Origin of the sequence: Fodinibius salicampi (assembly GCF_039545095.1) — a bacterium.
GTDB classification, from domain to species: Bacteria; Bacteroidota; Rhodothermia; order Balneolales; family Balneolaceae; genus Fodinibius; species Fodinibius salicampi.
This window is the reverse complement of record NZ_BAABRS010000001.1, coordinates 424,615-438,945: the sequence shown is the minus strand read 5'-3', so window position 1 is coordinate 438,945 and position 14,331 is coordinate 424,615. Positions and strand designations below refer to the sequence as shown.

Annotated in this window: 9 protein-coding genes and 2 riboswitches; of the genes, 3 read left to right on the top strand and 6 right to left on the bottom strand. The window is 44.9% G+C overall.

Annotation, left to right across the window (positions count from 1 at the left end; all coding sequences use genetic code 11):
* Positions 1-94 precede the first annotated feature (94 nt).
* The 6 genes from ABEB05_RS01780 to ABEB05_RS01755 form a co-directional block, all read right to left on the bottom strand.
* Complete coding sequence (locus ABEB05_RS01780; protein WP_265786982.1) at positions 95-814, bottom strand: Dph6-related ATP pyrophosphatase; 720 nt, start codon at positions 812-814, stop codon at positions 95-97.
* A gap of 139 nt (positions 815-953) precedes the next feature.
* Complete coding sequence (locus ABEB05_RS01775; RefSeq protein WP_265786980.1) at positions 954-2,012, bottom strand: YncE family protein; 1,059 nt, start codon at positions 2,010-2,012, stop codon at positions 954-956.
* A gap of 10 nt (positions 2,013-2,022) precedes the next feature.
* Entirely contained in the window at positions 2,023-3,948 is a 1,926-nt protein-coding gene (locus ABEB05_RS01770) for a TonB-dependent receptor plug domain-containing protein (RefSeq protein WP_265786978.1), read from the bottom strand.
* A gap of 41 nt (positions 3,949-3,989) precedes the next feature.
* Positions 3,990-4,206, bottom strand: a riboswitch (cobalamin riboswitch).
* A gap of 115 nt (positions 4,207-4,321) precedes the next feature.
* A complete protein-coding gene (locus ABEB05_RS01765; protein WP_265786976.1) occupies positions 4,322-5,341 on the bottom strand; it encodes an ABC transporter ATP-binding protein in 1,020 nt (339 codons plus the stop codon).
* The gene (locus ABEB05_RS01760; protein ID WP_265786974.1) at positions 5,341-6,405 is read right to left on the bottom strand and encodes an iron ABC transporter permease; all 1,065 of its coding nucleotides are present in this window, start codon (positions 6,403-6,405) and stop codon (positions 5,341-5,343) included. The genes ABEB05_RS01765 and ABEB05_RS01760 overlap by 1 nt, the downstream gene beginning before the upstream one ends.
* Complete coding sequence (locus tag ABEB05_RS01755; protein ID WP_265786972.1) at positions 6,405-7,595, bottom strand: ABC transporter substrate-binding protein; 1,191 nt, start codon at positions 7,593-7,595, stop codon at positions 6,405-6,407. The genes ABEB05_RS01760 and ABEB05_RS01755 overlap by 1 nt, the downstream gene beginning before the upstream one ends.
* Before the next feature lie 25 nt (positions 7,596-7,620).
* Positions 7,621-7,853, bottom strand: a riboswitch (cobalamin riboswitch).
* A gap of 206 nt (positions 7,854-8,059) precedes the next feature.
* Here ABEB05_RS01755 and ABEB05_RS01750 point away from each other — a divergent pair.
* The 3 genes from ABEB05_RS01750 (at position 8,060) to ABEB05_RS01740 (ending at position 14,331) form a co-directional block, all read left to right on the top strand.
* Complete coding sequence (locus tag ABEB05_RS01750; RefSeq protein WP_265786970.1) at positions 8,060-9,724, top strand: amidase; 1,665 nt, start codon at positions 8,060-8,062, stop codon at positions 9,722-9,724.
* Between the two features lie 200 nt (positions 9,725-9,924).
* Positions 9,925-10,986 (top strand): efflux RND transporter periplasmic adaptor subunit, encoded by a 1,062-nt coding sequence (locus ABEB05_RS01745; RefSeq protein ID WP_265786969.1) that lies wholly within the window; start codon positions 9,925-9,927, stop codon positions 10,984-10,986.
* A 36-nt stretch (positions 10,987-11,022) separates the two neighbouring features.
* The gene (locus ABEB05_RS01740) at positions 11,023-14,331 is read left to right on the top strand and encodes an efflux RND transporter permease subunit (protein WP_265786967.1); all 3,309 of its coding nucleotides are present in this window, start codon (positions 11,023-11,025) and stop codon (positions 14,329-14,331) included.

Sequence of the window (14,331 nt, the reverse complement as noted above, 5' to 3'; positions counted from 1 at the left end):
TAGACCAATTCCTAAGAAATTATATTTTCTCGCGCATTTTAATTGTGGATAACTCTTTGAGGGAGGTAGCTAATGCTTTGTAATCCCCTATCAACTAGTTGTCCGGCAACAAATCTAAAAACCAAGAAGATCCTTGAGCTGGTCGATTGGAAAAAGAATAGGCTGAATCACCGGGTGCTTCATAGCTTCGCTCAACAAGCTTCCCCTTCTCAAATGAAACGGGATCTTTAAATATCGGACCGTCAAAAACGAAAGAATGAAACTCCCCGTTTTCTCCGCAGGGATCAACTCCCTCCGGCAAGTCTTTTAAGAACTGATGATCAAATTCGCGGCCCACAAATGAGGCATCAAGTTTCCGACCATCGGCAGAAACAATTATGGCTCTGAATCCCAAGTCGATGAACTCTCGGGCCAGCCGATCAGTGTCTTTATTCCATAAAGGAAAAATTGCTTCCACATTAATCTCTCTGAGCTTATTTTCGCGATATTTGCGCAGGTCTTCCAAAAAGATATCTCCAAAAGCTCCAAGATGGACTCCCTCTCTTTTAAACGCCTGCAATGACTCGGACATTATACGGTCGTACTGTTCCATATCAAGCTGATCGGGCAACATTACACAATGAAGCGGAATGCCAATTTGCCCAGCCTGTAAATGAATCAGCTCTTCCCTGATTCCATGCATGGAAACGCGGCCTTTCTCCTGATTCACGGTAGTCAACAGCCTGCAAATATCATACTGATCACTTTCCAGGAGTTTGAGCAAACACAAAGAGGAGTCTTTTCCTCCACTCCAATTAAATATCACTTTTTCCATTTATTAATGACTTCTGACTGTGTTGAATCTGGATGCTATAAAAAATAAAGAGTTCCGGGCAGGCTTCCCTCCCCGGAACTCTTATATCTATTCTGCTATACTAGCATTCGGCATTTTGTCGCCGATAATTTTACGATACTTAGTTCACTATGAAGTGAAATGCTTTAGGTGCAATACCTACGCTAAAAGAATCTATCGCTGTTCCGTCTAGTTCATAAACAATTGCCTGTCCATTCTGACTGTATCCCTTACTGTCTCCGACATAAAGTCTGCCTTCGGTAGGCATATACTCAATGCTGCTGAAAGTACGATCAATGAGGGTATCCTCTTTTATTTCAAACGTATTCATATTGATCGCGGATAACACCTCGTCTATTAAATAAGCTTCGGCTCCATTATTATTGAGGGCAATACCCGTAGGATGCCCTCCGGTTTCTATAGAATCTATAACGGTAGCTGTTTGACCGTCAATGATATGGACACTACCGGGAATATCATTCTCCGGGTCGCGCTCCCAGTTTTCATCATAGGCTATTTTTCCTTTACACACCACCCACAAGCGATTACCAGTATCTCTTGCAATCTCCGTAGGTCCAGCCCCTACTTCAATAGTTTCTTCGACGGTATCGTTGCTTCCATTAACGACCGTTACAGTTTGATCATCACCGGAGCCGCTGTTGGCGACATAAACAAAATTTCCTATTCGGACCATGCTTCTGGGCTGGGAGCCGACGGAAATTCGTTCTTCATCTGTCTCCTCAAAGTTTTCCAGATCCACTATCGAAATGCTTCCATCGTAAAGATTGCTTACATAACCGACCTGTTCAGTAAGAATCTCGAAATCTGTTGGAGTCGTTGACATCTCAATAGTTCCAATGCTTTCCAACGATCTTACATCAACGATTTCTATTTTATTAGCTTCATTGAGCACGATATACATTCGAGAGCCGCGTATCTTAGCAGATTGAATGATACCAGCAAGAGGCCGACCATTAGCATCTTCAAAAGCGGCCTTCAAGGTACTTCCGGATTTGGGGTCGTAACTTGTAATGGTGCCGTTTGCATCGCTGAAATTTCCTTCATTGCTAACATAAACGGTTGCAAGCTCAAGTGGATCAGGATTATTTCCGTTGTCCCCCAGGCAGGAACTCAGGGTCACTGTTATCAAAAGTAATAAGGGAATGTATCTAATTTTCATAATCGAGAATTTATAAATGATAAGTTACTGTTAATGATAAACTAAAATTTCGTTGAGGCATGGCGTACCACTGAATAATCTCATAATTGGTATCCAGGAGATTCTTAACTCCTGCCTGTAATGTAAGCTCCAATGCTTGCAGTTGTTTTTGGGTTTGTACACTCACATCCAATACCTGATAAGGATCGAGTGAATCACGCAGGTCTTCGGTATCAGTCGTATATCGCCGACCAACCCAGCGATACTGAATGAGAGCCTTAAAAATATCTTTTTGTAAGCTGAGGGTACCGTTATATTTCCACTGCGGAGTATACCGTAGCTGGCTCCCAACAGCCTCATCACCGGGAAAACGAGGAGTCATTATCTCTGTGCGGTTTAGGATACCCGATTGTTGAATATTCAATTGCCAGCCTGGGGAAATCAAATAACTATTGTCAATTTCGGCTTCTATTCCTTTTGTAGTTAGCTCTTCTACATTAGATGGCGTATAGATACCATCATCCCCGGGATACCAGCGGATGCCATTACTGATCTTACTGTAATAGCCCGTTAATCTAATGGAAGATACACCCAAAAATTTTCGCGGAGTTATTATAATACCTGCTTCGCCGGTGTTACTTCGCTCTGCTTTCAAATTTGGGTTTCCACCTTGTCCCCAGTACAACGCGTTAAAAGTGGGCGGATTAAAATCCCGGCTCAGCTGTCCCCGCAGAAAAAGCTTATCAGGAAACAACTCATAATTTATCCCCAATGAAGGGCTGACTACAGTTCCAAAATCATTGTATGCATCCATTCGCAATGCCGGATATAGCCTTAACCTGTGGTCCACCAGCATCACTTCCGGATTGGCAAGCATGCTAAACTGACTACGGCTTTTATCAGTCACATAGTTATTGGAGGTCACACCCGTCAATGCTCCACTGATCTCTCCTTTCAATAACAACTGTTCAGCAACAGGATATTTCAGATCGGAACTGACCATCCAGCGCTTATTGGTACTAAAGCTTCGGGTATCTGTGTCCGGATCAAAATAGTTCAGCTCCACACGACTTAAATAGTTCTTAAACGAAAATTCTGCATTCCCAAGCTTACGTTCATAGGTACCTAACCAGCGAAGAGCTTGATCTTCCTGACGGCTCTTACTGTCAGTTTTTAAAATAGATCCCGGAATTTGATTATCTTTGTCAGCCACCCAAAAAACAGATTTCCAATGTCCATTGTTTAATTCTTTACCTACCGAAGCCATTACATTAACGCCTTTACTGCGGTTATGCTCTCTCTTTTCCGTTCGGTTATAGGCTCGGTTATAATACTCAAAATCATTTTCAGAGTAGTCGTACATGCTGTGCACCGAAACCTGGAGTTCTTGAGTACTATAGTGTCCTTCCATTGAGGATTGCCATTGCCCATATGACCCAATCCTTTGACGAGCAGAAAAATATTTCCCGGCATTCCAATCAGATCGCAAATAGAGTGCGCCGGACAAACTTCCCCCACCAAAAGCTGTGCTTGGCGTTCCCGAGCTCAATTGTATCTCCGAAAAAATATTGGCGGGCAATAGCGAAAGATCTGTTTGCCCAAGCGTAGGACTATTGATAGGAACGCCTTCCCAAAGCACCTGTATCTGCTCGGAAGAAAGTCCCCGTTGAGAGGCCGTAGACATGCCGCCCGGCCCGTACTCTTTGATAAACAGAGAAGACTCCATGGCTATCACTTCTCCTATAGACTGTCCCTTTAAAAGACTGAGGCGCGAAGAATCAGTCACTTCTACATTCGTGGGCTGATAGATTAAAGGCTGGTGTATACGGGTAGCCACTACTTCAATTTCTTCCAATTGAAGTGTATCAGCTATAGTCTGGCCATAGGCTGCCTGATAAAGAAATAAGAACGTACAGAATAAAACAGCTGTACTGATTTGTTTATATAATTGGGTCATAAAATGTCCTCGCAGAAACTTTAACTCCCGAAAGTTTCTCAAGAAATAGAAATTGTATGGCAGGTCTTCTGGCTCATCCTGATGTCCGGCCTTCCCATCCGCTATTCGGCGGACAGTGGCAAAAGGTTGGAGACATCACTTGCATGGATTTACAGTTGCGGGTACAGCTTCCGAATTTCCGTTCAAAAACTTGATACGGAGCACGGAATTCCCTTTTCATCCGCCAGCTGGCGGAAACCAACACACTATTTCAAAGAGCGTAGGAAAAGTAGGGCGTTTATGGATAAAATGAAACTTAATTTTCTATCTTAAAATTTCCTTAACCATAAATAAATGCGTATCACTTTGCTTATACCTACTCCTTGCTAGTGATTTATAAATCATGGAGGAGCGATAACAAATGCTGAACAGAATCTTTCCGGTGCCCCTTTCCTTTTTCAGTTACAATCCACTGGAACCCATCATCAGATTGCTGCACCTTTACTTCCAGTCCGGCCCCATTTGATTCTTTCACTTTATAGCCCGCACGTTCCAAAGCTCTCCGTGTCCAGAACACCCCTACTTCATTTCCATACAAATAAATAGGCATTTTGGATGGTTCGTGCAGCTTAAAAGAACCGGTAGCCCGATCAAAGACAAAGCTATCCTTTTCAAATACCGACTCAAAAGTCCCATCCAAGACGAGGTCTTCCGGGGTTCCGGTAATAACTTCTCCCTGCAGACTAATGAGCCATAAATGATCAGCAGCCTTTAACGCTAAGTCCAACTCATGGGTCGAAAAGAGTACCGCTTTCTGAGTATTATGCGAGAGTTTCCTCAACAAGCGAATAATACTTACCCGATTGGGCAAATCGAGATGGGCTGTGGGCTCATCCAGTAACATGGCCGGGGTATCCTGGGCCAAAGCACGGGCAATCATCACCTTTTGCCGCTCGCCATCACTCAGCTGTAGTACATCCCGGTTCACAAAAGAAGCAATACCTGTGGATTCAATGGCCCATTCCACCTTTTGAGTATCCCGCTTATCCAGAGAACCAAACCATCCCGTATAGGGAGATCGGCCGAAAGAAACCAGCTCCCGGACGGTCAAGTTACCTATGGTAAGCTGATCCGTTAGAACGGTACTTATCTTTTTGGAAATGTCTTTATTGGTAAGTTGAGCCATCGACTCTCCCAGCAAACTTATTTCACCATTTAACGGTGGATGAAGTCCGGCAAGTGTTCGGATTAAGGTGGATTTCCCCGATCCATTGGGCCCTAACAAACATACCACCTGCCCGCTCTTCAGCGATACATCAATACCAGCAGCCACCGTTTTAGGGGCTTCCCTTCCCCGACCGGAGAATCCGATACTTAATTTCTCTGTAGATATGATAGGCTTATGGGGATCCATTAAAATGAGGCCTGTAAATTTTTGCGTTGAATGATCACCCAGATTACAACCGGGGCGCCAATCATGGACGTAACGGCGCTAATAGGTAAAGTAGTTGCAGTCCCGGGTACCTGGGCAATAATATCACAAACAAGCAGGAGCAGCGCGCCCATCAGCAATGTCCCGGGTATCAGCACCCGGTGTTCATTTGTGCCGAATAGAGAGCGCGTGAGATGTGGCACTGCAATACCTATGAATCCAATCGGGCCACAAAAAGCAGTAATGCCCCCCGCTAAAAGACTTGTGCTTATGATAATCCATATCCGGGAAGAGGTGACGGATAAGCCCATACTTCGGGCGTAACTTTCTCCCAATAGCAAGCCATTTAGTGGTTTAACAAGTAACAACGCTATTAAAGTGCCTACAATGGTAACAGCGCCCAGGATCCAAAGCTGTTCCAGCGGCACTCCACCCAGGCTTCCAAAGGTCCATATAAGGTAATCCTGTATCTGTTCGGGCCGGCTAAAATACTGCCAGATACTCACGAGAGCGATCGTCATGTTTCCAACCATTAGTCCGATGATGAGCAGCGTTACATTATCTCGTACTTTGATGGAGATCAACAGAATAAGCAGCAGTACGCCCGCCGAACCGAGGCTGGCCGCAATAACAATCAGCCAGCTGCCCATTGCCGAAAGCTGCTGAATGGCAAAGATACTGGTGATGGTCCCTCCAGCCAGCATTACGATAGCCACTCCCAGGCTGGCCCCGGCGGTTATCCCCAATACAGAGGGACCTGCCAGGGGATTCCGGAAGAGGGTCTGCATTAATAATCCTCCCAGGGATAGCGCACTGCCAGCCAAAATTGCAGTGACCGCACGGGGAATACGAATATTGATCACAATTTTCTGCCATGAGTCGCGGACCGATCCATCACCCAGTAGCACTTGTACAATCTCGTGTAGAGGTATATCCACCGAACCCAGTGCCAGGTTAAGCAGAAATAGCCCTGCCACTCCGCCAATAAGCAGAAAGAAGTAAAGCGGACGCATGCCCGTGCGATATTGCGTCGATTGCTCAGCCATCACTCAACTTGTTTGTAGTAATACAGAGAGTGCTCAGGCAATACATCGGGATGAAAGATCTTGATATAATCAGCCAGCAATATTTCGGGATGCACCACGCCCGACTCCCAATAGTCATTACCCCCACTTTCGTTTGTGCGTCGGTTATTGTTGTAGATCTCACCCGTTTTATAGGGGTTAAAATCTTTAAACCGGGAATCTTTGTCCAAAATATCTTCCTTGGTTTCGGCTGTTCCGGGATTGATCCAAATATCGGCTTCGAGTCCGACCTCATAGACCACTTCAAAACTCTTGCGGAGTCCGCCTGTGTCATGTTCATCATACCATGGGTAATCTGCGCCGGCATCTTTGAGAAACTGGGCCGTAAAGCTGTCTCCGCCCGACACAAACCACGCGCCTTTATACGGCATATTATTGATCACCAGTGGCATCTTATCCACCGTATCGACCTTTGCCTTTAGCCGGTTATATTTTTCGGCCACCTGTCCAAATTTCTCATTCGCGAGTTTCTCTTTATTTAGCAGAGCGGCCAGCACTTTTACCCACTCAGCCTTCCCCAGAGGTGTTGTTTCGAGCCATTCCGAGTTTACCATCACGTTGATGTCGGAATCCATAAGCACTTTGTAATTGTCAAACTGCGACGACTGCCCACCCGATATCATCATTAAATCAGGATCGAGCGATAGCACTTCTTCTTTGTTTAGTTCACCTTGTGGCAAGCTCACTATGTTACCTTCTTCGATACCCTGCCGAACTTTTTTATGATAGACATAATTGGCGCCAGCCATACCGGTAATTATATCGATGGTTCCGAGCATATCTGTAAGTCCGATATGCGTAGCTGATGTGGCCAACAGGCTTTTAATGGGGATTGCGATCTCTTCAGCACCTTCAACCTGCACTTCATCACTTAACTCTCTGGGCACCAATGCGTAGCGGAGTGTATCCACCTGATCCTGAAAAGGCTTTATTATCTCGAGCAGCTTGTGATTGTTATGATAGCTGATGCGAAATCCTTCGGCGTACTTGGCTTGCACCTTATGAGAAAAATGAACTGAATCGGCGGTTACCGCAGGCTGGGTTTGATCCGGATGTTCCGACTGACAAGCTGCTCCCGAAAGAAGCAATAAAATGAAATATCCGACCAAAAGTATGAATGTACAGGGCTGGTACAAGCGCGTGCAAATCATGGATCAGCTTTTCTCCCGAAAGCGTTTTCCGTCATCAATACTGGCAGGTCTTCTGGCTTACTCCACTTTAAACAACCTTCCCGCCCGTTTTAGAAAACGAAACAGTGGTTATCGAAGGATTTAAAGCGTTAAGGAGCTTACAGCAGCGGGGACTGCTTCGGACTTTCCTTACAGGTTTAATTATAAGAAGCACCGAATTCCCTTTTAACCGCATTATCTCACAAATAAATAATACGGACCCATATCGAATCAGTACGTTAAAAATAACTTGAGGAAGAAAATAATAGTCTGATCTGTCATAAGCTAATACCTTTTTCAAATGCACTTATCCATAGTTTGCTTTCTATCCGGTTACCTTCGGGCCAAATTAGTTCTAACTACCACAAGTTACCTGAATACGCTTCTTTTTAGTTTTGATAGGTTATATTAATATTGTTTTCACTTTACAATTAAAATTTACCCGCATGGGCAAGCGAATTTACACCTTACTACTTGGACTTTTTTTGGGATTCCTGCTGGCATTTACTTCCGTACATTTCATCAACGATGATATTACTTCCAATGTAATTAGTGAAGCCTCTAAAATAATCGGTATAGAGTTTACCCAAGCTGAACAGGATTCCATGATTACCGAACTCGAAAGTAACCTAGAGGCTTACCAATCATTGCGTAAACTTAAGTTGGATAACAGCATCCCTCCCGCTTTAAATTTCAATCCCATTCCCGCAGGACGTACCTTCGACACTACAGAAAAACCTATAGAATGGCATATTCCCCACGATGTAAATCTACCGGAAAACCAGGCTGATCTTGCCTTTTATAGCATCAGGCAACTTGCCTCACTCATCCGGCAGCATAAAATTACGTCGGTAGAGCTCACCAAATTTTTTTTGGATCGGATCGTCCAGTACGATGATACGCTCCAGGCAGTAATCACCGTTACCGAGGAACTGGCTTTGGAACAAGCCCAAAAGATGGATGAAGAACTGGGAAACGGGGAATATCACGGTCCCCTGCACGGAATACCCTATGGACTGAAGGACCTGTTTGCTGTTGAAGATTATAAAACGACATGGGGTGCTGAACCCTATAAAGACCAGATCCGTAATGAAACAGCGACGGTTGCCAAAAAGCTGGAAGAAGCCGGAGCAGTGCTTATTGCTAAAACGACCCTGGGCGCACTTGCGTACGGTGATGTCTGGTTTGGAGGCACCACCCGCAACCCATGGAATCTCGATCAGGGTTCCAGTGGCTCCTCCGCAGGATCTGCAGCCGGTACTTCTGCCGGCTTTTTTCCCTTTGCCATTGGGACAGAAACGTGGGGATCAATTATCTCCCCCGCAAACAGAACCGGGGCTACGGGCCTGCGTCCTACTTTCGGACGTGTAAGCCGCCACGGAGCAATGGCACTGAGCTGGAGCATGGATAAAGTAGGTCCCCTCACCCGATCAGTAGAAGATGCTGCTATTGTCTTTGATGCCATTCGAGGTCCCGACGGCAAAGATCAGACGGTTGTTGACCTCCCCTTTAATTACACTCCAGATGTGAATTTGAGTGAACTTACTATCGGTTATTTAAAATCAGCTTTTGAAAGTGATTATGATAACCAAAAGCGCGACAGCCTCACCCTGGCTACGCTCAAAGATCTGGGCGCCAAACTTACTCCTATGGAGCTGCCAGATTATCCTACCGGGGACCTTAGCTTCATTCTAATGGCTGAAGGAGCCGCCGCTTTTGACCAGCTTACGCTGAGCGATAAAGATGATGAAATGGTGCGGCAGGGCAAGTCGGCATGGCCCAATCTCTTTCGATCTGCCCGCTTTATACCGGCTGTTGAATATATACAGGCCAACAGAGCCCGACAGGAACTTATCCGAAAAATGGATTCACTGATGCACGAAGTAGATCTCTATATCTCTCCGACTTATGGAGGAAATAATCTTTTATTAACCAACCTCACGGGACATCCATCCGTTGTACTACCCAATGGATTTACTGATGAAGGCCAACCTACCAGTATTACCTTTATTGGAGATTTATTCGATGAGGAAACGCTTCTTGAAGTGGCAAATAAATACCAGCAGGCTACAGACTTTCACAGAGACCATCCCACTTTATTTACAAAGTAATTATCTGTTATCAAGGCATAGCCTATCCCATAGGCTCTAAACACTTATTTTACTTATAAATACTGATGTGCCTTAATCCAGTGCTATCTTAAAGTTACAGTCATTTTTTCCAATCGTTAAAAAAATTTATCGCAACTTTTAGTGATTCCTATTCGTAATCCCGAGTAGTTATCAAAATAAAATAATTTAAGCTCGGGACGATGTCGATAAAATATTTTACACAACTAATAATACTTGGCTTGCTGGGACTTTTCTCAGTTACTTTTTCTTCTTGCAGCTCCGAAACCCAATCCAAAAACATGACGGATGAAGATTCCACGGCCACTGTGCCTGTCGAAATTGCTGTTGCTAATTCCGGTGAAATATCGGCCTACTATTCCAGCACGGCGACTTTGGAAGCGGATGAAGAAGCCATGGTTGTAGCTAAAGTCAGGGGTATAGTTGAAAAGCTAAACGTTGAAGAGGGCGACATTGTAAATGCAGGTGATATTTTAGCAGAATTGGATGAGGAACAATTAGCACTGGAAACACAACGTGCCAAAGCAACGATGGACCGCCTAAAGAATGAACTCAATAGAAAGGAAGAACTTTTTCAAAAAGAATTAATTAGTGCCCAGGAATTTGAAAATGCTAATTATGAATACCAGGCACAAAAATCGGATTATGAACTTACCCTGTTGCAGCTGAAATATTCAAAAATCCAGGCTCCGATTAGCGGGGTCATTTCCGAACGGCTAATTAAAGCGGGAAATATGATCAATGTTGACCAAGAAGTCTTTAGAATCACAGATTTCGACCCCCTGCTGGCTATTTTACACATCCCTGAGCACGAGATGGATAAACTCAGCAAAGGACAACAAGCACTCATTCAGGTAGATGCCATACAGGGAGCAAGCTTTGAGGGAAAGGTTCTACGCGTAAGTCCGGTTGTAAATTCAGAAACCGGTACATTTAAAGTTACGGTATCTGTAAACGACCAGTCACGGCAATTGAAGCCGGGTATGTTCGGACGTGTTCGAATTGTATATGACACCCATCAGGATGCACTTTTAATTCCCAAGAATGCCGTGATAAGCGAAGATGGTATTAAAAGTGTTTTTGTTATTAACAATAAACTCGCATACCGAAGGAATATTAATACCGGCTATTCAAACGGGGATAACATCGAGGTTTTGGAAGGTTTAAATCCCGCTGATACCGTAGTAACTATTGGCCAAAGCAGCCTGCAAGACAGTGCTTTAGTTGAGATTGTCTCCTTTTAAAAACCAGCATTATATATCTTAACGGGGAGCCCGACTATGAATTTGATTGATTTTTCTATTCGCCGCAAAGTAACGATCGCCATGTTTACGATTGGGATTATCCTTTTTGGCTTTGTTTCACTGAGCAGACTTAATATCAACCTGCTGCCTGAACTCAGTTATCCTACGCTTACCGTCCGTACGGAATTTGAAGGAGCTGCGCCGGCAGAAGTTGAAAACCTTGTTTCCAAGCCAATTGAAGAGGCCTTGGGAGTCGTCAAGGATGTCCAGCAGGTACGATCTATTTCGCGGTCAGGTCAGTCGGATGTAACTCTTGAGTTTGCCTGGGGAACCGAGATGGATTTTGCCAGTATCGATGTTCGTGAAAAGCTTGACGCCCTGCAACTTCCGCTCGAAGTGGGTCGGCCGGTTATCCTCCGGTTTGACCCTACGCTCGATCCTATTATACGATATGCTTTCTTTATTGAGGATTCACAGTCGGAACGAAATCCTGAAGTCAACTATGCCACTTACCAGGATCAACAGCAATCGGAATATAATATCAACAAACTCAAGAGACTTCGACGCTTTGCCGACGATCAGATTAAGAAAGATCTGCAGGCAGCCCAGGGCGTAGCCTCTATTAAAATAAGCGGGGGACTGGAGGAAGAAATCCAGGTTGCTGTAAATCAATACCGGCTTGCCCATCTGAATATTCCAATGCAACAGATCACGCAGGTCCTCGGAGCTGAAAATGTAAACCTTTCCGGTGGACGACTGGAGGAAGGGACCCAACAATACCTGGTGCGTACACTCAACCAGTTCCAAACGGTTGATGACATTCGTAATGTAGTCATAACTACTCAAGAAGGCAGCCCGGTATATCTCAAAGATCTGGCAGAAATCAGCCAGGGATATAAGGAACGGGAGGCCATTACCCGGCTTAATGGTCAGGAAGCGGTTGAAATCGCTATTTATAAGGAGGGAGATGCCAATACGGTCAATGTGGCTGAAAATGTTAAATTAAAGATGGAAAACGTAGCACAACGTCTACCCGAGGGAATGGCTGTTACCAAGGTATATGACCAGTCTACTTTTATTTCTTCTGCTGTCAACGAAGTAGTGGATGCGGGGATTATCGGAGGTATTTTAGCAATCATAATATTATACCTATTCCTCCGCAACTTCTGGGCCACCGTCATCATATCACTGTCTATTCCTGTTTCAGTCATCGCCACATTCAATCTTATGTATGGCAATGATATCACCTTGAATATTATGTCCCTTGGCGGTATTGCATTAGGCATAGGCCTGCTGGTCGATAACTCTATTGTGGTACTTGAAAATATATCACGTCACCGGGATATGGGGAAAACACCCCTTCAGGCCGCCCGGGATGGAGCCGGTGAAGTTGGTACAGCTGTAATTGCTTCTACGCTTACAACCATAGCAGTATTCTTTCCACTCGTTTTTGTTCACGGCATTGCGGGACAATTATTCCGCGACCAGGCCCTTACGGTCACCTTTTCACTGCTTGCTTCGCTGGTCGTTGCCATTACCCTTATTCCAATGCTTTCCTCACTGGCGGGACGCGAAAAAACGGAGATTGAAAAGCCGGAATTGCGAGAACCCAAAACAAAGGTGGGGCGCTGGATGCGCAAAGCCCGAATCTTCATATTCGAAACAGTTCCCACCTTCTTTGTTGGAATAATCAGCAAATTGATACACGCCATTAGCAAGGGCATCATGTTTGTGCTTAATCCGCTCCTCAACCTTTTTGACAAAGGATTCACCTCCATTGAAGATCGATATCCTGCCCTTTTAAGCTGGTCCCTTCGTCACCGATTTATGGTTCTTTCCTTTGCCTTCATGTCATTGATAGGAAGTTTAATGCTGGTTCCTCAGCTGGGAATGGAACTTATCCCTTCATTATCACAGGGGGAATTTAACGTGGAATTCCAGCTGCCGCCCGGTACTCCGATAGAACAAACCGACCGTGCCCTTCAAAAAATTCAGCAAACGGCCGGAAATGTTTCTTCCATAAATACAACCTTTGCCGTAGCCGGTACGGGCAATAAAATGGATGCTAATCCCAACCAGGGCGGTGAAAACTGGGGGGAACTCAACGTTGCCCTGACAAGTGGAGCGGGACGAACGCTTGAAGAGAGCACTATGGGGGAAATTCGAACCGATCTTCAGCGTATTCCGGGACTAGAATATAAATTCTCCCGCCCTGCCCTGTTTACATTTGATACACCTGTTGAAGTGGAAATTTCCGGGTACAATCTGGACGACCTTAAAAAAGTCAGTGATCAAATGGTCCAAAGAATATCGGATAATTCTCGATTTACCGATATCAAATCAACTATGGAACATGGCAATCCTGAAATACAGATCACCTTTGACCGATCCAAAGCAGCAGCATTGGGACTACAAGTCCATGAAGTGGCAGATCTCGTAGTAAGCAAAGTACGCGGCGATGTTGCTACTCGTTATTCATGGAGAGATCAAAAAATTGATGTCCTCGTACGCGCCAAAGAGCAGGATCGCTCATCCGCTACTGATATACAAAACCTGATTATCAATCCCAACAGCAGCTCCCCGATACCACTTGCAAGTATTGCTGAAATCAAAAGAGCTACAGGTCCAAGCGAGATACGGCGCACGGCCCAACAGCGTGTAGCGGTTATTTCCGCTAATTTAAACTATGGAGATCTTTCCACAGCTGCTGAAGATATCCGTAGCATCATCAATCAAACAGTGATGCCGACCGGTATTCAGGCCCAAGTAAGTGGACAAAATGAAGAGATGACAAATTCTTTCGAATCTCTCCTATTCGCACTCTCACTGGCCGTATTTCTGGTTTACCTGGTAATGGCTTCACAATTCGAATCACTTTTGCACCCTTTTATCATCCTGTTTACGATTCCTTTGGCGCTTGTGGGTGCCATCTTGGGGCTTTGGATAACCGGTTCAACCATTAGCGTGGTAGTATTTATCGGTCTTATTCTACTGGCCGGAATAGTGGTAAATAATGCTATTGTACTCATTGATTTAATCAACCAATACCGCGAGCGCGGAATGGCAAAGATCAAGGCTATTCTCGAGGGAGGAAAATCAAGACTTCGCCCCATTTTAATGACTACCCTGACTACTACCCTTGGCCTGTTGCCATTGGCTATCGGTATAGGAGATGGCGCTGAGCTTCGTGCGCCTATGGCAATAACGGTCATTGCCGGTCTAGTGATTTCTACTCTTTTAACGCTGGTAGTTATTCCGGTAATGTACGCGATTATGGATCGCAAAGTATACAAACAACCCGCTGTTGCCGGGAATGAATCTATTCAAAAAGATCAGGGGGATTAA